We start from the raw sequence: 22,252 nt of genomic DNA, 5'->3' as shown, positions 1-22,252 counted from the left end.
AGCCCCGCCCGGCTGCAGTTCAGCCCTCCAGGCGACGGCGGAAGACCCAGTTCTTCTCATTGGAAGCCTCGGGCGCGAAGGCATAGCCTTCCAGGTCGAAGGCCTTGAGCTTCTCCGGCTGGTTGATATTCTTCTGCGCCGCATAGCGCGCCATGAGCCCGCGTGCGCGCTTGGCATAGAAGGAAATGATCTTGTACTTGCCGCCCTTCCAGTCCTCGAACACCGGCGCGATCACCTGTGCCTTGAGCAGCTTGGGCTTGACCGACTTGAAGTATTCGTCCGAAGCCAGGTTCACCAGCACCGGCGTCTTCTGCGCGGCCAGTTCCTCGTTGAGGGCATCGGTGATCTCGCTGCCCCAGAAGGCGTAGAGGTCCTTGCCGTTGGGATTGGCCAGCCTGGTCCCCATTTCCAGGCGATACGGCTGCATCAGGTCCAGCGGACGCAGCATCCCGTACAGGCCCGAGAGAATGCGCACATGGTTCTGCAGGTAATCCAGCTGCTTGCCATTGAGCGATGCCGCATCCAGGCCCTCGTAGACGTCACCATTGAAGGCCAGCACGGCCTGCTTGGCATTCTTCGTGGTGAACTTGCGCGACCAGCTTGCATAGCGGTTCACATTGAGCACGGACAACTGATCGGAAATTCCCATCAGGCTGCCGATCTCAGCCGGCGAGAGCTTCTTGAGCAATTCGATCAGCTCGGCCGAGCGCGGCACAAAAGCCGGCGTGGTATGCACATCGGTGGTCGGAGGCGTGTCGTAGTCCAGCGACTTGGCGGGAGACAAAACAATCAGCATGAGGCGGTTATCCAATGATCAGGTTGGGACAAGATGGCCGCCATGATACCGAAAGCGCGGCCCTTGCGCCCGCACCCTCCTCCAAGTTCCGCCGAAGCGGCAATATGCGCCGCAAAAGACTGGTTATTGCCGCTTTGATCTGACAAGGCGGGCTCCTAAACTGCATGAGCCAACCCTGCAGGCAAGGGTCGATCCGTCACCCGCATCCGGTGCTCCACCACCGCCATTCCAAGACCAAGGACACGCCATGAAATGGTTCTACGATCTGCGCATCGCCCGCAAGCTGATGCTGACCTTTGCCGCCATCCTGCTCCTGACCGCCGTGCTGGGGGTGTTTTCCATCGTGCAGCTCTCGCGGGTCAACGACGCCTCCACCGAAATCGCCACCAATTCCCTGCCCAGCGTGCGTTACCCGCTGGAGGCCAAGGTCGCCCTGGCGCGCATCCGCACGATACAGTTGCAACACATGCTGCCGGGTAACGAAGGCAACGTGGAGAGCAATGAAAAAACCATCGGCGGCCTCTTCACCGACCTGTCCAGGATCCTGGACAAGTACGCGCCCCTGGTCAATTCGCCCGAAGAGAAAACCAACTTCGATGCGATCAAGGCCGATCAGGCCATCTTCACCAAGATGCACCAGGAGATCGCCACCCAGGTGCGCGCACAAAAGATCGACGACGCCCGTGAACTGCTGATCAAGCAAGCGACCCCGGTCTACCTGCGCCTGTTTGCCGCCCTGGACAACGCGGTCAACATCAATGTCAAAGGCAGCGAGGAGACTGATCAGGAAGCCCAGGACCGCTATGAAAGCTCGCGCATCATGATCGGCGCCCTGCTGGCCGCCTGCATCGGCCTGGGAATGTTGCTGGCGACCTGGGTGGCACGCATCGTCTCGCGTCCGCTGCAGGATGCCATGCACGTGGCCGAACGCGTGGCCGAGGGCGACCTGACGGTCGAAATCAAACCCGCCGGAGCCGACGAGACCGGCCACCTGATGCGCTCGCTCAAGGCCATGAACGACAGCCTGCTGCGCATCGTCACCCAGGTCCGCGAAGGCACCGACACCATCAACACCGCCTCCCGCGAGATCGCCACCGGCAACCTGGACCTGTCCACCCGTACCGAGCAGCAGGCCAGTTCGCTGGAAGAAACCGCCTCGGCCATGGAAGAGCTGACCTCGACCGTCAAGCAGAACGCCGACAACGCCCGCCAGGCCAACCAGCTGGCGCACTCGGCGTCCGACGTGGCCACCCAGGGTGGCAGCGTGGTGTCGCAGGTGGTCGATACCATGGGCGCCATCAACGATTCCTCGCGTAAGATCGTGGAAATCATCAGCGTGATCGACGGCATCGCCTTCCAGACCAATATCCTGGCCCTGAACGCCGCCGTGGAAGCGGCCCGTGCCGGTGAGCAAGGGCGCGGCTTCGCCGTGGTGGCCTCGGAAGTGCGCTCCCTGGCGCAGCGATCGGCCGCCGCAGCCAAGGAAATCAAGATGCTCATCGACGATTCGGTGGCCAAGGTCGATACCGGCAGCAAGCTGGTCGAAACCGCCGGCAGCACCATGACCGAAGTGGTGGCCAGCGTGCGCCGTGTCACCGACATCGTGGGGGAGATCACTGCCGCCAGTTCGTTGCTGAGGTATGGCATTGAACAGGTCAACATCGCCATCACCCAGATGGACGAAGTGACCCAGCAGAACGCCGCGCTGGTCGAACAAGCCGCCGCCGCGGCCGGCTCGCTGCAGGAACAGGCCGTCCGCCTGACCGAACTGGTCAGCGTGTTCAAGCTCAAGCCCGACCTCTCCGGTCATGCGCCTCGCCCCACCCGTGCAGCCGGCGCGGTCAGCCGTGCGGCTGCACCTGTCACGGCAAAATCGCCGCCAGCCGCCCGCCCTGCCCCCTCCCCGGCAATCGCGCGCGCGCCTGCCCCCGCGTCCGCTACTGCACCGACCCTGCCGGCGCGCAAGAGCGAAGCTGCCGCCTCGCGCAGCAACAAGGTGGAGACCGGCAACGATTCAGATTGGGAACAGTTCTGAGTGGCAGCACGATGGCGGCCGGGCCGCCATTCAAGTTCTGCAACATTCTTGCCGTAGATCAATGGAGTCGCCGCAGCAGGTAACGGCGGCAAGGACCAGCAAGGTGCATTACGCCGGCACTTCGGCAGCGAATCGCTGTCCATGTTGACAGTGGCGGCGGCCTGCGCATGCGCTGCTGGCCGGCACTGCAGGCCAGCACTGTAGGCCACTACGCATTGATCACCGGCAAGGAGGACGACATGAAACGAGACAAAGCCCTGATGGGCGAAATCCTGAAGCAGCTGGCATCCTTCGGCACCCTCTACGGCGACGTCGAGAAGATACAGAGCGCCCTCCCCGGCCAGGTGGCGCCCGAGGTCATCCTGCATCATCTGCGCCTGCTCTATGACCGCGGGCTGGCAGCGGTGGACATGCATAATTTCTGGCGCGTCACCGATCAGGGGTATGATGCGCTCGAATCTGGCGGCGAGCTCTTCAGCAAGCAGGAAGCGCCGCTCCCCGGCCAGCGTGGCATCGACAACTAGCTTTTCCATTCAATGAGCAATCCGGCAACACACCCTCTCCCTTCTCCGCTTTCTTCCGAACCCGCTGCCGCCCTGGCTACCGCCTCCCCCGACGGGCGCCAGCGGCTGGTGCTGGACACCAATGTCTGCCTGGACCTGTTCGTGTTCCGCGACCCGCGCTGGGCGCCCCTGCTGCAGGCACTCGAAGACGGCAGCGTGGAGGCCTACACCCGCGAGGACTGCCGCAACGAATGGCTGGCGGTGCTGGACTATCCCCACCTGCCGGTCACGCCCGAGAACAAGCCGGCCATCTGCGCCCAATTCGACCGGCTGCTGCAGTGCCTGCCGCTGGCCGAGGTCAATACCTTCGGCTTGCCTGTCTGCACCGACCGCGACGACCAGAAATTCCTGGAACTGGCCCTGCAGTGCCGCGCCCACGTGCTGGTGAGCAAGGACAAGGCCGTGCTCAAGCTGGGCAAGCGCACCCTCAAGCGTGGCATGTTCGCCATCGTGCAGCCCCAGCACTGGCGGCCGGATGCCTTCCTTGCGATGCCTGCCTGAACCGGCCGGCGAATGCGGCTAGAATAACGGGCTTGCGATCATCACAAGAACGAGCCCGCTGCAATGAGCACCCCCACTATCGTCACCAAGCTGCCCAAGGTCGGCACCACCATCTTCACCGTCATGTCCGCACTGGCCTCCGAAAAGGGCGCAGTCAACCTGGGACAAGGCTTCCCCGACTTCCATTGCGACCCGACGCTGGTCAACGCGGTCACCCAGGCCATGCAGGAAGGCCTGAACCAGTACCCGCCCATGGCCGGTGTACTGCCGCTGCGCGAAGCCATTGCCGACAAGGTCGAGCAGCTCTACGGGCATCGCTACGATCCGGTCTCAGAGATCACCGTCACCGCCGGTGCCACCCAGGGCATCCTGACCTCGGTACTGTGCGCGGTACATGCCGGCGATGAAGTCATCGTCATCGAACCGGTCTACGACTGCTATGTACCGGCCATCGAACTGGCCGGCGGCGTGCCGGTGTTCGTGCAGATGGAAGTGGGCGCGGCTGGCTACAGCATCCCCTGGGACAAGGTCAAGGCCGCAGTCACCCCCAAGACCCGCATGATCATGGTCAACACGCCCCACAACCCGACCGGCAGCGTCATGCGCGCCGCCGACGTGGCGGCCCTGGCCGATATCGTGCGCGGCACCGACATCCTGATCCTCTCCGACGAAGTCTACGAGCACATGGTCTACGACGGCCAGCCCCATGAGTCCCTGGCGCGTCACCCCGAACTGGCCGAGCGCAGCTTCATCAATTCCAGCTTTGGCAAGACCTACCACGTCACCGGCTGGAAGGTCGGCTATGTGGCCGCACCCGCCGCCCTCACGGCCGAATTCCGCAAGGTGCACCAGTTCAACGTGTTCACCGTCAATACCCCGGTGCAATACGGGCTGGCGGCCTACATGAAGGACCCGGCCCCCTACCTGGACCTGCCGGCCTTCTACCAGAAGAAGCGCGACCTGTTCCGCGCCGGCCTGGCCGCGACCCGTTTCGAACTGCTGCCCTCGCAGGGCACCTATTTCCAGTGCGTGAAGTACGGCGCCATTTCGGACCTGCCCGAAGCCGAGTTCTGCAAGTGGCTCACCACCGAGATCGGCGTAGCCGCCATCCCGGTCTCGGCCTTCTACAACACGCCACGCGAATCAGGCATCGTGCGCTTCTGCTTCGCCAAGAAGGACGAGACCCTGCAACTGGCACTGGATCGCCTGGCCAGTCTGTAAATCCTTTATCTCTCTTATAGCGTTAGCGCATCGCCTGGCATTGCCCGGACTCCACCCCGACACCTACAGAGGACATCCATGATCGACGTATACAGCTGGGCCACCCCCAACGGCCACAAGGTCCACATCATGCTGGAAGAATGCGGCCTGCCCTACACCGCGCACGCCATCGATATCGGCGCCGGCGACCAGTTCACACCGCAATTCCTGAAGATTTCGCCCAACAACAAGATCCCCGCCATCGTCGATCCCGATGGTCCGGACGGCCAGCCGATCTCGCTGTTCGAATCGGGCGCCATCCTGATCTACCTGGCCGGCAAGACCGGTCGCTTCCTCGGCGAAACCGATCGCGAAAAGTATGAAGTGCTGCAATGGGTGATGTTCCAGATGGGTGGCCTGGGGCCGATGCTGGGACAGGCGCACCACTTCCGCCTCTATGCGCCCGAACAGATCGAATACGCCGTCAATCGCTACACCAATGAAGCGCGTCGCCTGTACCAGGTGATGGAAAAGCAACTGGGCCAGCACGCCTACCTGGCTGGCGAGCAGTACACCATTGCCGATATCGCCTGCTTCCCCTGGACCCGTTCGCACAAGAACCAGGGCATCGATCTGGCGGACTTCCCCAACGTCAAGCGCTGGTTCGATGCCATCAGCGCCCGTCCGGCCGTGCAACGCGGCGTGACCGTGCTGGCCGACAAGCGCAAGCCGCTGCAGGATGACAAGGCCCGGGAACTGCTCTTCGGCGCCAGCCAGTACCAGAAACGCTGAACACCGGGCACTGGGCCCTCAGCACCACGGAGCTGTTGCGCTCAGCCCCGTGGTACGCTGGCCAGGGGCGCGAATTCGAAGCGGTTGCGCCCTTTTTCCTTGGCGCGATAGAGAGCATCGTCACTGGCCCGCAAGACCTGCTCCTGGCCGGCGCTGTCTGCCTGCATCAGGGCGATCCCGATGGACAGCGTCACCTCCACCTTATGCCCGTCATGCCATAGCGGCTGGCCGGCAAAGCAGTTTTGCAGACGCGTCGCGAATTCGGCTGCCGCCTGCAGGTCCACCCCGGACAGGATCACGGCAAACTCTTCCCCACCCAGCCGCCCGGCGGCATCGGTCTTGCGCAACTGGCTCATGAGCACGTCGGCAAAGTGCTTGAGCACCTGATCCCCCACGGCATGCCCCAGGCTGTCATTGATGCGCTTGAAATGATCCAGATCGCACATCAGCACCGCCGCCGTGCCGGCAATGCCGCGCTGGATGCGGTTGTACTCTTCCTGTAGCCGCTGCATGAAGTGACGACGGTTGGGCAACTGCGTGAGGTAGTCGGTCAGGGCGAATTCCTGCAGTTCGAGCTCGATGGCCTTGCTCTGGCTGATGTCGCTGATGAAGCCATGCCACAGGATGGTGCCATCGGCCAGCCGCCGTGGCCGGGCCTCACCGCGCAGCCAGCGCACGCACTGGCCCGGTGGCATGACCCGGAACTCCAGTATCCAGTGAGAGGCACCGGCCAGCACCGCCTGGCGCGCCGCTTCGTAGAGCGGCATGTCTTCCGGATGGATCACGCTCTTGATCACCGCCGGCGACTCCAGCAACTGCTGGGGCGCCAGGCCATAAGTCTCGCGCGCACCTTCGCTGACATAGGTGAAGTACCCGCGCCCGTCCGGTGGCACCTTGAACTGGAACACCATCCCCGGAATCTCGTGGGTCAGGTAGTCCAGCATGCGGCTGCTCTTGGTCAGCTTTTCGGTGAGCCGCTTGATCTCGGTGATGTCGGTAGTGGTACCGATCATGCGTAGTGCATTGCCCTCGGCATCGCGTGCCACCACCTTGCCGCGACTGCAGATCCACTTGTAGCTGCCATCGCGGCAGCGGATGCGATGCTCGACCTGGTAACTGTCGGAGCGCGACTCGAAGTGCTGGCGCACGGTCTCCTGGACATAGGCCAGGTCATCCGGGTGGATGCGCTGGTAGGCGTCCTCCAGGTGACTGGAGAGCTCCCAGTCCTCGTATCCGAGGATGGCTTTCCAGCCGCGCGAATAATACATCTCGCCAGTGACGGCATTGCGGTCCCAGATGCCGGTACCGCTGCCTTCGATGGCCAGCGCCATGCGCTCGTCAGCCACCCCGGGCGGCTCGCCCTTGACCCTCACATGGACCGGTACCAGCGAGCGCTCGATGGCCAGCATGGCCATCGATACTGCCGCCCCGACACTGCCGCGGTAGCCCTGATCGCGCTCCACACTGTCATCGATCGCCGCCTGCCCGTCGGCGCATACCACCAGCACCCCCGCCACTTCCCCGGCGAAGGAGCGCAGCGGCAGCATCTCCCGCAGGCGCAGGCCGTATGCTGCGCCCAGCGCAGACAATCCACTCCAGAAACCGGGGGTGTCAGGATCATCTACCTCCAGTGCCGTCACCTCGGCCAGGAAGGCCGGCGCCATGCGTGGTGCGGCGCCTATGCGCATGCGGCGCGCCTGGGCGTCGAACAGGAAGATCGCCAACATGCGCTGTGGGGTGGCGCAAGAAAAACCGCTGGCGATACGATCAAGCAACTGATCCAGCGGAGCGCCGCGAGCGATATAGGAGAGCGTGAGGTTATTGAAAGCGAGTGCCTTGCGCGCGAAGTCGCAATCGCGGTTATGCTCGGCGGCAACAGCGGCCAAGGGGGCCGCGTCCATTTTTGGCGCTTGTTCTGACATCATGAAAGCATGTTCGGCTATGACTTGGCGGTTCGAGCAAGGGCCGCGCTGGCCACCGTGGAAGGCCGCCTTATCGGGCCTTTACCTTAGCACCATACGCGAGCACATTGCACGCAAATCAATCCTGCCCGGACCCTGCGATGCGTCCAGGCGACAAAGTAGGTGAGCTTCTGCGAGAAAGCAGATGGCCCGCCCCGTGGAAAGCGAGCCAGAGCGGATCGTTGACCCTGCGCTCAGTAGCAGCGCACGAGAAATTCAGCCACGCACACCGGCTTTTCCAGCCCCTCGCACTGCACCGTGATTTGCCAGGTGAGCTGCAGGCCACCCGGGACTTCCTCCACCGCCTGCAGCGTGATGAGGCCGCGCACCTGGCGTCCCACCGGCAGCGGTGCCGGGAAACGTACCCGGTTCAGGCCATAGTTGAGCAGCATGCGCACCTCGGGGCCCATGCTGATGGATTCAGACAGCATCCGCGGCAACAAGGCCAACGTCAGGAAACCATGCGCGACCGTGCCGCCAGAGGGCAATTCCCGCGCCGCGCGCGCCGCGTCGACGTGAATCCATTGGTGGTCACCGGTGGCGTCGGCGAACCGGTCGACCTGCTCCTGGGTGATGGTGATCCACGCGCTGGTGGCCACTTCCTGGCCGGCCAGCGATTTCAGTTCTTCCAGGCTGGCGATGCTGCGCATGCTGGTCTTCTCCTTGTTGTCGTCATCGGGGCACTACGTCGGCGCTCGCTCAGCCATCCTGCCAGACCACCCGGTTGCGCCCCTGCTGCTTGGCCAGGTACAGGCGGCGATCGGCCATCTCGATCAGTTCACTGATGTCCTGCGCCTGGCCCGGGACCACGCAGGCCGCACCCACACTGACGGTGAGCCAGGAGCTGACATTGGAGCGTTCATGCGCGATCTGGTTCGCCTCGATCAGCTGACACACCTTATGGGCGATGGTCTGCGCGCCTGCCAGCGGCGTGCGCGGCAGGATCATGGCGAATTCCTCGCCACCAAAACGGGCCGACAGATCGGCCGGCCGCTGGATGCTGTTGTCCAGCGTGTGCGCCACCCGGCGCAGGACGGCATCCCCGGCCACGTGACCGTAGGTATCGTTGAAGAGCTTGAAGAAATCCACGTCGATCAACAGCAGCGACAAGTCCAGACCGTCGCGCCGCGCACGCCGCCATTCGGCGCCCAGATAATCATCGAAATAGCGGCGGTTGGCGATGCCGGTCAGGCCATCGGTATTGGTCAGGCGCTGCAGTTCGAAATTGGTCTTCTGCAACTGCTGCTGACTCTCGCGCAGTGCACGATAGGCGGCGTCCCGCTGCAGCAGGTTGATGTAGGAGCGCGAGTGGTAGCGCAGGCGCGCCACCAGTTCGATCACATCCGGCAGCTTGACCATGTAGTCATTGGCCCCCCCGGCAAAGGCATCGCGCTTGATCTCCGGATCGTCTCGCGAGGACAGCACGATGATCGGCACATTGGCCAGGGCGGCGCTGGCGCGATACTGACGCACCAGGGTCATGCCATCCACGCCCGGCATCACCAGATCCTGCAGGATCACGGTGGGCCGGGTCTTCTCCGCCACCGCCAGCGCCTCCTCGGCGCGGGTGCAGAAATGGAAATCGATGTGCTCTTCGTTGAGCAGGGCGCGGCGGATCGCCTCACCCACCATGGCCTGGTCATCCACCAGCAACACCATGATCTTGTATTCGTCGCTCGGTGGCACGGGGCCACCGGTCTGGATGTCGGTAGGTTGCACCGAGCTCATTGTTTCTTCCTTCTATTCTTCATGTTGACGCCACGATGGCCTGCAACCGCGCGGCGATGGCCGTCACGGACAGCACCTCGACGGCGGCGTTCAGGGCCACCGCCGCCTTGGGCATGCCATAGACCGCGCAGCTTTTCTGGTCCTGGGCGATGGTGTGGTAGCCGTTCTCACGCAAGGCCTTCAGGCCGGCTGCGCCATCGCGCCCCATGCCAGTGAGCAATACGCCGGTGGCCTTGCCTTGCCAATGCCGGACGACGCTGTGGAAAAAGGTATCCACCGACGGTCGGTAGACGTCGGCGGCAGCACCTTCGACATAGGCCAGCCGGCTGTTTTCCTTGAAGACCAGATGATGGTTGCTGCCGGCCAGCAGGACTTCGCCACGGCGTGGCAGATCCCCCTCGCCGGCCAGGCGCACCCGCAGCAGCGACTGCTGCTGCAGCCATTGCGCCATGCCGGGCGCGAAGCCGGCATCGATATGCTGCACGATCACGATGCTGCCGCCGAACTCGCGTGGCAACTGCTTGAGCAAGGTGGCCAGCGCCGCCGGACCGCCGGCCGACGCTCCTACCGCCACCAGGGGTGCCAAGTCTTCCGAGGACACCGAGGGTAGTGGTCGCACGCCGGGCCGCACCGGCGCGGTCACCACTTCCGGACCGAGCCGGCCGAGGTTGTCGATCTTTTCGATCAGCGCTGCGGCGTCACGCTTGCCGGCCGCGCCGATCAGCGCCGGGGTCTGGGTGGCATCCAGCGCACCATAGCCCAGCGCCTCGTAGATCTTGGCGGCACTGGTATCCATGTCCGAGGTCACCACCAGGATCGGGCAGGGTGTCTCCTGCATGATCCGGCGGGTGGCTTCCACGCCATCGACCTTGGGCATGAGCAGATCCATCAGCACCACGTCCGGCAACTGCCAGGCGCACATCTGTACTGCCTGTTCACCGTCGCGGGCAATCCAGATCAGCTCGTGCCGGCCGCTCTCGGCGACGACGCGGCGCAATACCTCCACCATCATGGGCGTGTCGTTGACGATCCCGATCTTCACGATGTCGCCTCTCCAATCAAATCCGTGACGGCCTGCAACAGGCTTTCGTCATGGAAACTGCTCTTGGTGAAATAGTGATCGGCGCCGGCCTCCAGGCCGCGCTGCCGGTCTTCCTCACGATCCTTGTAGGACACGATCATCACCGGTAGCGACTGCAGCTGCGGTGCGCCGCGAATCAGGCTGACCAGTTCGATGCCGTCCATGCGCGGCATGTCGATATCGGTGATGACCAGGTCGAAGTGCTCGGCGCGCACCGCATTCCAGCCATCCATGCCATCCACTGCCACCGTGACCTGATAGCCGCGATTGGCAAGCATCTTGCGTTCCAGCTCGCGCACGGTCAGCGAATCGTCGACCACCAGCACCTTCTTGCGGGCGGCCACGGCGGCCTGCGCAGCGCCGTCCTGGTCCACCGTCTGCAGGCGCCCGGACGAGGTCAGCTTCTGCACCGTGCGCAGCATGTCGGCCACATCCAGGATCAGCAGCGGCGCACCATCTTCCATCAGGGCACCGGCCTGCACATCGGGGATCTTGCCCAGGCGCGGATCCAGCGGCTGCACCACCAGCATGCGCTCGCCGAGGAATGCATCCACCGCTACGCCATAGCTGTGCTCCTGTTCGCCGATGACCACCACGCAGACGCTGCCGTCACGGGCGCGCCACTGGCCCTTCTGCAAGACCTGATGAGCACTGACCAGGCCGATCTGGCGGCCCTCGTGGCTGAAGTGCTGGTAGCCTTCCAGCGTCTGCAAGGCTTCGGCTGGCAGGCGCAGCGTGCTGTTGACGTAGGCCAGCGGGAATGCATAGGGTTCGCCGGCAATCTCCACCAGCAGGCTGCGGATCACCGACAGGGTCAGCGGCAATTGCATCAGGAAACGGCTGCCCTGCCCCGGCCGGGTGGTGATGCGGATCGTGCCACGCACCTGCTTGAGCATGTCGGCCACCACGTCCAGCCCCACGCCGCGCCCGGAAATCTCGGTCACGGTGTCGCGCAGCGTGAAGCTGGGCAGCAGCAGGAATTCCAGCAACTCCGCCTCGGACAGACGGGCCGCCGTCTCTTCGTTGGACAGTCCGCGCGCCACCACGGCGCGCCGCAATTGTTCGATATCGATGCCGGCACCATCGTCGCTCACTTCGATGAGCAGCATGCCGGCGCTATGCCGGGCCTCCAGCCGCACCACGCCCTGCTCCGGCTTGCCAGCCGCCCGGCGGATGGCGCCGTCTTCGATGCCGTGGTCCACGGCATTGCGCAGCAGGTGACCGATGGGGGCTTCCAGCTTTTCCAGGATGTCGCGGTCGATCTGGGTGACGCTGCCGCTGATGTCCAGCCGCACCGACTTGCCCAGGGTATGGCCGACGTCGCGGACCATGCGGGCAAAACCGCCGGTGCCATCGGCGAAGGGCCGCATGCGGCATGCCAGCGCTTCGTCGTAGAGACGCTGCGACAGGTTCACCGAGCGGCGGTCGAAGGCCTCCAGTTCATTGACCTGGTCGCCCAGCAGATGCTGGTTCTGCTGCATCAGCGTACGCAATTCGGACAAGGTGGCCTGGGTGAATTCATCCAGCTGGGTGGTGGACAGCTTTTGCTGCAGCAGGTCCAGTGCCAGCATGGCTTCGCGCTGCACGCGCTTCATGCGCAGCATGCTGGCCGCGAAGGGCTTGAGACGGCGCGATTCGACCAGGGATTCCCCGGTCAGGCTCAGCAGATGATCCAGGCTCTCGGCGCTGACCCGCACGGAACGTGTACCGGCAGGGGCCGCTACCGGCGCGGGCGTGGAGGCAGGCGCGGACAATGCCGGCGCGGACTCGGCAGCGACGGCAGCCACCAGAGGGGCGGGCGACGCCACGGTCTCGGTGGGTTCGGCCTGGGCAGCAGTGGAAGGTGCGGAAGGCGCAGAGGGCGCAGCGGCAGCTGGCGCAGCAGTGTGTGGCCACGGAGCCGCGTCGCCACCACTCATCACCGCGGGCAGGGCCAGCAGGAAGGCTTGCACCTCTGCGCTACCGGCGTGATCGGCCCAGGCTTCGTCGCCATCGGGCGGAGAAGCGATGCGTCCCAGCAGGTCGGCCCCGCGCAACAGCACATCGATGTGCTTTTTCTCCAGCAGCAGCTTGCCCTGCTGGGCCAGCACGAAGCAGTCCTCCAGCACGTGGGCGACCTTGACCGCCGTTTCCAGCCCGACGATACGGGCTGCGCCCTTGAGCGAATGACCGGCACGCATGCAGGCTTCCAGGTGTTCGGCCGCCGTTGGCTGCAACTCCAGCGCCAGCAGGCTGGCGTTGAGTTGGGCAATCTGGCTTTCCGCCTCGAAACGGAACAGGTCCAGCATGGACATCTGGCTCAGGTCGGGCGTACTCATGTCATGCTCCGGTTGAGTACGTAGAACAGCAATTCATGGTCCAGCAGGCCGATCTGTCGGCCACGCCACTCCACCATGCCCCGCGTGTACTGGATCGTGGCGTGGGCCAGCGTAGTCGGTACCGGCGCCAGTGCATCAGGGGCATAGCGGTGCACACCCACCACCTGCTCCACCGGGAAGACCAGCGTCTGGCCTTCGTAGGCGGTCACCAGCAGATGGGAAGCGCCCTGCCCCGCCGCTGACTCCGTCTGCAATTGCAGCAACTGCGCCAGCGAGACACAGATGCGCAATGCGCCCCGGATGTTGAGCACGCCGCTGATGGCCGGATTGCGCTGGTGCGGCAGGCTGTGTACAGGGCGGGTCTCGGCCACTTCCTGCACCACCGTGGTGGCAATGGCCAGCCACTCGCCGCCGATACGCACCACCAGCGCGGAAGCGTCTGCCCCCTGCGGCTGTGGCTCGGTCCCTGCGGCGGAATGCATCCACTGCTGCGCCACCTCGGCCGAGGCGGGAATGCGATCGAGCTGCTGCAGGGCCGCGCGGGCGAAGGTCGGGCAATTCAGGCAGCGCAGGTGCTGCTGCAGCTCGGGGCAAGTGCCATCGCCCTTGGTGCCGATGCGGTTCCAGCAGTCATCGATCACGGCATCGGTCGGCATCACTTCAGCCATGTGCGTCCTCCCGTGACGGGCTCAGGCGGGCGGCACGCTGACGCATGCGCTCGGCGCCGGCGATATCGCCCTGCGCCTGCAGCAGCGCAGCCAGATGCAAGAGTGCCGGCTGGTGCTCGGGCTCCAGATAGAGCGCCTTGCGATAGCAGCGTTGTGCCTGCTCGTGGTCGCCCCCGGCATCGAGGATCAGGCCCTGCAGATAGAAGGCAGCCGCACTCGGCCCCTGCTCCTGGATGGCCTCCTGGCACAAGGCCTGGGCCTGTTCGAGCTGGCCCTGGTCGGCCAGCAGCCGCGCGCGCTCCAACTGACCGGATGGCGGCGCGACTGGCGGCGAAGCCATCGCAGACGGCGCCGGCACGGCTGGCCGGCGCTTAGCCGCGACAGCAGGCGCGCCCATCGGGATGGCAGATACGGGCGGTGGCACCGCCGCGGTTTTGGCTGGCGCGGCCCAGGCCGGCACATGGCCGCCGGCCCGCTGTACAGGGCGCTTGCGAAACCCGAAAGCCAGGGCGATGCCAGCCGACTCCAGGCGCGGACTCAACAGGATGCCGCCCTCGGCCGGACCGACGAAGATGACGGCATCCGGCTTCATCAGGCCTTCCAGCAGGTTCACCACGGCGTGCTGCACGTCGCGTTCGAAGTAGATCAGCACGTTGCGGCAGAAAATGAAATCGTAAGGGGCGGCATGCCGCAGGAAATCCGGTGCCAGCAGGTTACCGGGGGCAAAGCGCACCTGCTCGCGGATGTGTGGCTGCAGGTGCCATTGGCCGTCATGCGCAGTGAAATAGCGGTCACGAAAGCCCAGGTCGCGCCCCCGGAAGGAGTTGCGCCCATAGATGCCGGCAGCGGCGATCTCCAGCGAGCGGGTGCGGATATCGTAGGCGTCGATCACGAACTGGCCTGGCAGCAGGCCGGCATCGAGCAGGGCCATGGCCAGGGAATACGGTTCTTCGCCGGTGGAGCACGGCAGGCTGAGGATGCGTATCGGGAGCGCAGGCTGTGCGGCCAGGCGCTCGCGGGCCAGGCGGGCAGCCGCGAGTATGGCTTCGCGATCGCGGAAGAACCAGGTCTCCGGCACTACCGCCAGTTCGATCAGGGATTGCAACTCCGCGGCCGAGGTCTGCAGCAGCGCGAGGTAGAGGCTGTCATCGCTGATTTCCAAGGCTGTCATGCGCTCGCGCACCACGCGTTCGATCAGGCTGGCACCCACCGTGGCCATGTCCAGGCCCATCGCAAGCTTGAGCTTGTCGGCGATGTGCGGCAGGGCCTTCATGCCGGCTCCTGCGGAAAGAGCAGTGCGCGGGTGGCCGGGTCCAGCAGGTCCTCGACCTGCACCCGCTGCAGCAATCCACCCTGATAGGGCCGCACCGGGCCCAGATAAGGCGCGCCCTCATTACGCACGGCCGCCGGGACAAACCCGGCAGGATCACAGCGCAAGGTCTCGGTGGCCTGCTCCAGGATCAGGCCCAGCAACTGCGGCGCGGGCAGGCCAGCGTGGTAGTGCAGCAGCACCAGGCGGGTACTCACGCGTGCCGCGGCAGCACGGCCCAGCGCCAGATGCGACAGGTCGATCACCGGCACGTGGCCATCACCGTGGGGCAGCAGACCGGCCACCCAGGGGGGTGCCCCGGGCAGGGCCTTGCAAGGCGAGAGCGGCAGCACCGACGCCACCTCGGCGGTAGACAGTGCATAGCGCTCGGCGCCCAGCGAAAACAGCAGGAACAAAGACTCGCTCATGGTCAGGCGATCCGCCTTGCGGCTCAGTCCATCACCTTGAAGCGCGAGACCCCATTGCGCAATTCGTTGGAGACCACGTTCAGTTCCTCGATGGCCTGGCCCGACTGCTGCAGCGACTCCACGGTCTGCTGCGCCGCCTCGGACAATTGCACCAGGGCCTGGTTGATCTGCTCGGCGCTGTTGGCCTGGGCCTGCATGCCTTCATTGACGGTCTGGAAGCGCGGCGCCAGCGCCTGCACCTGGGCGATGATCTGCGACAACTGGCTACCGGCGGTCTGCACGTCCTGCATACCGCGTCGCACCTGGTCGGAGAACTTGTCCATGCCCATCACACCGGCCGCCACGGCGGACTGGATTTCCTTGACCATGACTTCGATGTCGTAGGTCGCCACGGCAGTCTGGTCGGCCAGGCGGCGGATTTCAGTGGCCACGACCGAGAAACCGCGTCCGTGTTCGCCGGCCTTCTCGGCTTCGATGGCGGCGTTCAGCGACAGCAGGTTGGTCTGGTCTGCCACTTTGGTGATGGTGGTGACGACCTGATTGATGTTGCCCGCCTTTTCGTTGAGGATGGCCAGCTTGGCGCTGACCGAACCGGCCGCGTCCATCACGTTCTGCATGGTGTCTTCCATGCGGGTCAGGCCGGCCTGGCCATTGCCGGCCAGCGACGAGGTCTGGTCCGATACCACCGAGACTTCGTTCATGGTGCGCACCAGGTCGCGCGAGGTGGCGTAGATTTCACGCGAGGTGGCGCCGATCTCGGTGGTGGTGGCAGCCGTCTCGGCGGCCGTGGCCTGTTGCTGGCGGGCGGTGGCGGCGATCTCGGTGACCGAGGTGGCCACCCGCGCCGAGGATTTCTGGGCCTGCGAGACCAGTGCCGTCAGTTCATCGGTCATGCGGTCGAAGCCACTCCCCAAGACGCCGAACTCATCCTTGCGATCCAGCGCCACACGGCTTGAAAAGTCACCCGAGCGCATCACGTCGAGGATGCGCATGAGTTTCTGCAAGGGCTCATTGATGGCGCGCATCAGGAAGAAGCCGCATACCAGCGCCACCAGCAAGGCCGCCATGAGCGAAGTGAGCATGGCGAACTGGGCCGAGGTGACCGCATCGTTGATGCGGCTGGCGGCGTCATCGGCGATACCCTTGTTCACTTCCACCATGCGCTGGGTGAACTGATAACCCAAGCGCCACTGCGGACGGATCTGCTCGTTGAACAGCTTGTCGATGGACGGACGCTGGCTGAAGTCCATCTTCAGCACCTCGGTGACGAGGGCGCGGTATTTCTGGCGGGTTTCCTTGAATTGCTCGAAGAGCTTGCGATCGCCGTCGGCGAAGATGGTCTTTTCGTAGTCTTCCTGCAGACGGTCCAGCCGCTCGCCGTTGCGGCGCAAGAGGGCCAGATTGGCCTGGCGTTCGGCCTCGCTGGTATCGATCTGGGCGATCTGCTGGGTCATCAGCAGGTTTTCGTACCAGGCGGCATTGATCATGGTGCTGTAGTACAGGCCGGGGGTCGAATCCTGGCGCAGCGCCGTGGCACTCTTCTCGATGCGGCCCAGATTGACCGCGGAAATGCCCGCCATCAAGGCCATCAGCAGCAGGATGAGCCCAAAGCTACCCAGTATGCGTTGCTTGATCGTCCAGTTCTTCATGCGCAGGCTTTCCTTTGGATGGAAACGGCTTTCCTCCCTACTCGCTCGGGCCAGTGCCGGACGAAAGGCAGGAAAACCGCATCATGCTGTCTAGTAATAATTCGAGATTATCATTGAAACGTTTCAATATCACTATTATCCCTTGCAGCCGACAGTTTTGCTTCACTGCAATGAAAACGGCGCCCATCGCGGGCGCCGTGGCAGTGATGAGATCAGCCGGAGCGGCCGGCCGGATCACACCGGCATGGGCTTGTTGTCCTGCAGATCAAGGAAACCCTTGATGAGCCGGTAGGCCTTCCATATCCAGGCCAGGGCGAACACCAGCACCGCCAGCGGGATGCCGATCACGGTCGCCCACAGCACGCCACCGGCGATGAGCCAGAACAGGTACCACCAGAACGAGCGGATCTGCCAGCGATGATGGGTATAAAGGAAGGTATCGCGGACATCGCCGCGCTTGAGGTAATTGACGATCAGCGGCAGGCAAGACAGCATGCCCAACGAAAACACCAGGCAGGCTGCATGGGCCAGATAAAGCCACCACACCAGGTCGCGGCCCGACTGCGTTTGCGAATCCAATACCAGTTCCTGGTTCATCGTGTCTCCTGAAGTGGGTCGGTTGGCTGGTCCTGGATTCAGGCCAGCAAGTTCAAGATGCCATCCAGCCCGACGAAATTCAAGCCCACGCTGGCCTGGGCGCGCACCACCGGCTTGGCACGGAAGGCGACCGAGAGGCCCGAGATGCCCATCATGCGCAGGTCATTGGCGCCGTCGCCCATGACGATGGCCTGGGACGGCTCGGCGCCGATCTCGCGGCAGATGCGTTCGACCGTGGCACGCTTTTCATCCGCATTGACGATGCCGCCGACCACCTTGCCGGTCAACTTGCCGTCGGCCACTTCCAGGGTATTGGCGTGGGTGTAATCCAGGCCCAGGCGTTGCTTCATGCGGTCGGTGAAGAAAGTGAAGCCTCCTGAGACCAGCAAGGTCTTCAGGCCGGCCGCCTGCACGGCCTTCAGCATGTTTTCCGCCCCGGGCGACAGTTGCAGGCGCTCGTCATAGACGCGTTGCAGGGCGCCGGCATCCAGGCCCTTCAACAGCGCCACGCGGCGGGTCAGGCTTTCGTTGAATTCGATCTCGCCGCGCATGGCGGCCTCGGTGATCTCGGCGACCTGGGGCTTCAGGCCCTGCATGTCGGCGATCTCGTCGATGCATTCGATGGTGATGAGGGTCGAATCCATGTCCATGGCGACCAGGCGGAAATCGGCCAGCTTGCGACCTTCCTCGATGAAGGCGTAGTCCAGGCGGGCTGTCAGGCAGGCGGCATCGATGCTGGCCTTGAGCGTATCGCTCAGGCTCACGCCGGCCACGCGCCAGGCGTCGGCGTCGGCCACGCGGCTGGGGGCCATGCGTTCGGCGCCACCACCGGCCAGGGCGGCAATGGCGTCAATGTCGGCTGGAGAGACAGCGTGTTGCTTGGGGGCTTGCAGGATCAGGTTCATGTTCTTGGGGTGATGTCGTTGATGCGTGATTCGTTGTAAAAGCGCTGGTGAGCCGGGCTCAGCCGATCAGCCGGTCAGCGCCTTCATGGTGGTCTTGACCTGCTGCACCCGCGCCGCCAGGTCGGGCATGCTGGCGGTGATGCGCAGCTTGTCCGGGCCGTTGAGCTTGACCTGGCGGTTCTTCTGCACCAGTTCGATGATGCGCATGGCATCGATCGGCGGATTGGGGACGAACTGCAGCAAGGCCGCCTCGGAATGGGCATCGATCTTGATGATCCCCAGCGGCTTGGCGGCGATGCGCAGGCGATGCGTTTCGATCAGCGCCTTGGCCGGGTCGGGCAGCTTGCCGAAGCGGTCGATCAGTTCTTCCTGCAGGGCGTCGATGGCGTCGGACTTTTCGCAGTTGGCGAAGCGCTTGTAGAGCGACAGACGCTCGTGCACGTCGCCGCAATAATCATTGGGCAGCAAGGCCGGCGCGTGCAGGTTGATCTCGGTGGTGGTCGAGAGCGGCGCGGCCAGGTCGGGCTCGCGACCATCCTTCAGGGCGCGCACGGCTTCGTTCAACATGTCGGAATACATCTGGAAACCGATCTCGTGGATCTCGCCCGACTGGTGGTCGCCCAGCACTTCCCCGGCACCACGGATTTCCAGGTCGTGCATGGCCAGGTAGAAGCCGCTGCCCAGTTCCTCCATCTGCTGGATCGCTTCCAGGCGCCGCTGCGCCTGCTTGGTCAGCCCCTGCACGTCTTGCACCAACAGGTAGGCATACGCCTGGTGGTGCGAACGGCCGACCCGGCCGCGCAACTGGTGCAACTGCGCCAGGCCGAACTTGTCGGCGCGGTGCATGATGATGGTGTTGGCGGTGGGCACGTCGATGCCGGTTTCGATGATGGTGGTGCACAAGAGGATGTTGAAACGCTGCGCCACGAAGTCGCGCATCACCTTTTCCAGGTCACGCTCGTGCATCTGGCCATGGGCCACGGCGATGCGGGCTTCGGGCAGCAAGGCTTCCAGCGCCGCCTTGCGGTTGGCGATGGTCTCCACTTCGTTGTGCAGGAAATAGACCTGGCCGCCCCGTTTCAATTCGCGCAGGCAGGCTTCGCGGATCGTGGATTCGCTCTCGCCCCGCACGAAGGTCTTGATGGCCAGGCGCTTCTGCGGCGCCGTGGCGATGACCGAAAAATCACGCAGCCCTTCCAGCGCCATGCCCAGCGTACGCGGGATGGGGGTGGCGGTGAGCGTCAATACATCGACCTCGGCGCGCAGGGATTTGAGCGTTTCCTTCTGGCGCACGCCGAAGCGGTGTTCCTCGTCGATGATGACCAGGCCCAGGCGCGAGAACTTCACTTCATCCGAGAGCAGCTTGTGGGTGCCGATGACGATGTCGATGGTGCCATCGGCCAGGCCCTTGATGGCTTGCGTGACTTCCTTGCCAGTACGGAAGCGCGACAGTTCGGCGATCTTGACCGGCCAGTTGGCGAAGCGGTCGGCGAAGGTGGTCGCATGCTGTTCGGCCAGCAGCGTGGTCGGCGCCAGGATGGCCACCTGCTTGCCGCCCATCACTGCCACGAAGGCGGCCCGCAGGGCGACCTCGGTCTTGCCGAAGCCAACGTCGCCACAGATCAGGCGATCCATGGGCTTGCCGCCGGTCATGTCCTTGATGACGGCGTTGATGGCGGCGGCCTGGTCGGCCGTTTCCTCGAAGCCGAAACTGTCGGCAAAGGCTTCATAGTCATGCGCCGAATACTGGAATGCATGACCCTGCCGCAACGCCCGGCGGGCGTACAGGTTCAGCAATTCGGCGGCGGTATCGCGCACCTGCTGGGCGGCCTTGCGCTTGGCCTTTTCCCACTGGCCGGAGCCCAGCGCATGCAGCGGCGCATCTTCCGGCGAGGCGCCGGAATAGCGCGAAATGACGTGCAACTGCGAGACCGGCACGTAGAGCTTGGTCTCCTTGGCGTATTCCAGATGCAGGAATTCGGTCTCGCCCTCGCCCAGGTCCATGCTGACCAGGCCCATGTAGCGGCCGATGCCGTGACTGCTGTGGACCACCGGGTCACCGATCTTCAGTTCCGACAGGTCGCGCACCATGTATTCGACATCGGTGGCGGCCTGCTGCTTGCGGCTGCCCACGCGGCGGCCGCTGCCGGCATACAGTTCGGTCTCGGTCAGCAGTGCCAGGCCGTCGGCGGTGATGAAGCCGGCCTGCAGGGGCGCTACGCCCAGCATCAGCGGTTCGTCGCTGGCCAGGAAAGCCTCCCAGTCCTCGCACAGCACCGGGTGCAGGTCGTATTCGGCGAAGTATTGCTGCAGGGTTTCGCGCCGGCCATTGGTCTCGGCACAGATCAGCACGCGTTCGGCGCCCTTGAGCAAGAAGCTGCGCAGATTCACCAGCGGATCATCAGCGCGGCGGTTGACGGCGATATTGGGCAGCGGCGCGGATATCGCCGAGGGGGCATCGTCGGTCTTGAGCACCCAACGGGCATGCGGTTTCAGGAGGGTGAAGAAATCTTCATCATCCAGATAGATGGCCTTGGGCTCCAGCACCGGACGTTCACGGTCGGCATTGAGGAAGGTCCAGCGCGAGCGGGTATCGCTCCAGAAGCGCTTGATGGACTGCTCGATGTCGCCCACGGTGGCGAACATGGCGTTGGCGGGCAGGTACTGGAACAGCGTGGCCGTCTCGTCGAAGAACAGCGGCAGGTAATATTCGATGCCGGCCGAGGCGATGCCGTTGCCGATATCCTTGTAGATGGCCGAGCGCGTGGGATCGCCCTCGAACACTTCGCGCCAACGGTTGCGGAAGGCCAGGCGCGCCGCCTCGTCCATGGGGAACTCGCGGCCCGGCAGCAGACGCACTTCCGGTACCGGATAGAGCGAGCGCTGGGTGTCAGCATCGAAGGTGCGGATGGTTTCGATGGTGTCGCCGAACAGGTCCAGCCGGTACGGCAGCACCGAACCCATGGGGAAGATGTCGATCAGGCCGCCGCGCACCGAATATTCGCCCGGCGACATCACCTGCCCGACGTGGGTATAGCCGGCCAGGGTGAGCTGGGACTTGAGCTTGGCCTCGTCGAGTTTCTCCCCCTGCTTGAAGAAGAAGGTATAGGCCGCCAGGAACTGCGGCGGCGCCATGCGCAGCAGCGCCGTGGTGGCCGGCACGATCAGCAGGTCGCACTGGCCGGACTGCACTTCATAGAGCGTGGCCAGGCGTTCTGAGACCAGGTCCTGGTGCGGCGAGAAGGCGTCGTAGGGCAGCGTTTCCCAGTCCGGCAGCAGGTGGCAGCGCAGGCGCTGCCCTTCCTTGGGCTGGAACCAGGGGATTTCGGAAAGCAGGCGCTGGGCGTCGGTAGCCCCGGCCACCACCACGGCCAGCATGCGGCCTTCGGCCTTGAGCGCCAGGGCGGCCTGGGCCAGCAGGTAGGCATCGGCCGAACCGTGTACGGCCGGCGGCTGGAAACGGACACCCGTCTTGGGCAGGGATTTTTTCGGATCGAAGGACATTCAGGATCGGGGGATCGGCTTAACTCGACTGGGTTCGGCCTGGTGCGGCCTCATTCGGTTCATTGGACAGGTGCATCAGCAGCGGCCACCGCGCGTGCGGCGCCGCAAAATGCCGGCCGTTTGCAAGGGATTGGCATTAGAATTCAGCCTCTCATTATAAACGATGGTCCCATCCCAGGCCGCCGCCAGGCGGGCCGTGAGCGGGGCCGGTCTGGCC

Annotated in this window: 18 protein-coding genes; 5 read left to right on the top strand and 13 right to left on the bottom strand. The window is 64.4% G+C overall.

Annotated elements, in window-relative coordinates; all coding sequences use genetic code 11:
- Positions 1 to 19: 19 nt before the first annotated feature.
- A complete protein-coding gene (yaaA, locus tag ACEOAC_RS10125; protein ID WP_234294004.1) occupies positions 20 to 796 on the bottom strand; it encodes a peroxide stress protein YaaA in 777 nt (258 codons plus the stop codon).
- Positions 797 to 1,043: 247 nt separating this feature from the next.
- On the opposite strand from yaaA, the gene ACEOAC_RS10120 reads away from it, so the two are divergent.
- The 5 genes from ACEOAC_RS10120 (at position 1,044) to ACEOAC_RS10100 (ending at position 5,887) form a co-directional block, all read left to right on the top strand.
- A complete protein-coding gene (locus ACEOAC_RS10120) occupies positions 1,044 to 2,831 on the top strand; it encodes a methyl-accepting chemotaxis protein (protein ID WP_413628820.1) in 1,788 nt (595 codons plus the stop codon).
- 239 nt (positions 2,832 to 3,070) lie between these two features.
- The gene (locus ACEOAC_RS10115; protein ID WP_077238304.1) at positions 3,071 to 3,355 is read left to right on the top strand and encodes a hypothetical protein; all 285 of its coding nucleotides are present in this window, start codon (positions 3,071 to 3,073) and stop codon (positions 3,353 to 3,355) included.
- Positions 3,356 to 3,367: 12 nt separating this feature from the next.
- Complete coding sequence (locus ACEOAC_RS10110) at positions 3,368 to 3,895, top strand: putative toxin-antitoxin system toxin component, PIN family (protein WP_413444856.1); 528 nt, start codon at positions 3,368 to 3,370, stop codon at positions 3,893 to 3,895.
- Between the two features lie 63 nt (positions 3,896 to 3,958).
- The gene (locus tag ACEOAC_RS10105; protein ID WP_006464481.1) at positions 3,959 to 5,116 is read left to right on the top strand and encodes a pyridoxal phosphate-dependent aminotransferase; all 1,158 of its coding nucleotides are present in this window, start codon (positions 3,959 to 3,961) and stop codon (positions 5,114 to 5,116) included.
- A gap of 78 nt (positions 5,117 to 5,194) precedes the next feature.
- Positions 5,195 to 5,887: a glutathione binding-like protein gene (locus ACEOAC_RS10100; RefSeq protein ID WP_077238287.1), complete on the top strand. Its 693-nt coding sequence runs from the start codon at positions 5,195 to 5,197 to the stop codon at positions 5,885 to 5,887.
- Between the two features lie 41 nt (positions 5,888 to 5,928).
- On the opposite strand, the gene ACEOAC_RS10095 is transcribed toward ACEOAC_RS10100, so the two are convergent.
- The 12 genes from ACEOAC_RS10095 to mfd form a co-directional block, all read right to left on the bottom strand.
- On the bottom strand, positions 5,929 to 7,788 hold the full coding sequence (locus ACEOAC_RS10095; protein ID WP_413628819.1) for a diguanylate cyclase: 1,860 nt from the start codon (positions 7,786 to 7,788) through the stop codon (positions 5,929 to 5,931).
- 254 nt (positions 7,789 to 8,042) lie between these two features.
- The gene (locus ACEOAC_RS10090; RefSeq protein ID WP_413444858.1) at positions 8,043 to 8,498 is read right to left on the bottom strand and encodes a MaoC family dehydratase; all 456 of its coding nucleotides are present in this window, start codon (positions 8,496 to 8,498) and stop codon (positions 8,043 to 8,045) included.
- A gap of 49 nt (positions 8,499 to 8,547) precedes the next feature.
- A complete protein-coding gene (locus ACEOAC_RS10085; protein WP_413444859.1) occupies positions 8,548 to 9,576 on the bottom strand; it encodes a diguanylate cyclase in 1,029 nt (342 codons plus the stop codon).
- A 19-nt stretch (positions 9,577 to 9,595) separates the two neighbouring features.
- Complete coding sequence (locus tag ACEOAC_RS10080; protein ID WP_077238285.1) at positions 9,596 to 10,618, bottom strand: chemotaxis response regulator protein-glutamate methylesterase; 1,023 nt, start codon at positions 10,616 to 10,618, stop codon at positions 9,596 to 9,598.
- The gene (locus ACEOAC_RS10075) at positions 10,615 to 12,975 is read right to left on the bottom strand and encodes a hybrid sensor histidine kinase/response regulator (protein ID WP_413628818.1); all 2,361 of its coding nucleotides are present in this window, start codon (positions 12,973 to 12,975) and stop codon (positions 10,615 to 10,617) included. The genes ACEOAC_RS10080 and ACEOAC_RS10075 overlap by 4 nt, the downstream gene beginning before the upstream one ends.
- On the bottom strand, positions 12,972 to 13,643 hold the full coding sequence (locus tag ACEOAC_RS10070) for a chemotaxis protein CheW (RefSeq protein ID WP_413445875.1): 672 nt from the start codon (positions 13,641 to 13,643) through the stop codon (positions 12,972 to 12,974). Before ACEOAC_RS10070 ends, ACEOAC_RS10075 begins: the two co-directional genes overlap by 4 nt.
- Positions 13,636 to 14,916: a CheR family methyltransferase gene (locus ACEOAC_RS10065; protein WP_413628817.1), complete on the bottom strand. Its 1,281-nt coding sequence runs from the start codon at positions 14,914 to 14,916 to the stop codon at positions 13,636 to 13,638. The genes ACEOAC_RS10070 and ACEOAC_RS10065 overlap by 8 nt, the downstream gene beginning before the upstream one ends.
- Complete coding sequence (locus tag ACEOAC_RS10060; protein ID WP_077238281.1) at positions 14,913 to 15,380, bottom strand: chemotaxis protein CheW; 468 nt, start codon at positions 15,378 to 15,380, stop codon at positions 14,913 to 14,915. Before ACEOAC_RS10060 ends, ACEOAC_RS10065 begins: the two co-directional genes overlap by 4 nt.
- Positions 15,381 to 15,403: 23 nt before the next feature.
- Positions 15,404 to 17,029, bottom strand: coding sequence for a methyl-accepting chemotaxis protein (locus ACEOAC_RS10055; RefSeq protein WP_413444971.1), 1,626 nt, complete (start codon positions 17,027 to 17,029; stop codon positions 15,404 to 15,406).
- A gap of 234 nt (positions 17,030 to 17,263) precedes the next feature.
- A complete protein-coding gene (locus ACEOAC_RS10050) occupies positions 17,264 to 17,626 on the bottom strand; it encodes a DUF4870 family protein (protein ID WP_006464470.1) in 363 nt (120 codons plus the stop codon).
- 38 nt (positions 17,627 to 17,664) lie between these two features.
- Positions 17,665 to 18,531, bottom strand: a complete 867-nt coding sequence (serB, locus tag ACEOAC_RS10045) for a phosphoserine phosphatase SerB (protein ID WP_413444970.1) — start codon at positions 18,529 to 18,531, stop codon at positions 17,665 to 17,667.
- A gap of 66 nt (positions 18,532 to 18,597) precedes the next feature.
- On the bottom strand, positions 18,598 to 22,035 hold the full coding sequence (gene mfd / locus ACEOAC_RS10040; RefSeq protein WP_413444969.1) for a transcription-repair coupling factor: 3,438 nt from the start codon (positions 22,033 to 22,035) through the stop codon (positions 18,598 to 18,600).
- Between the last annotated feature and the right edge of the window lie 217 nt (positions 22,036 to 22,252).

Source organism: Herbaspirillum frisingense, from assembly GCF_047325095.1.
Lineage (GTDB): Bacteria > Pseudomonadota > Gammaproteobacteria > Burkholderiales > Burkholderiaceae_D > Herbaspirillum > Herbaspirillum frisingense.
Note: the sequence above shows the minus strand (reverse complement) of the source record. Positions and strands in the feature narration are given on the sequence as shown.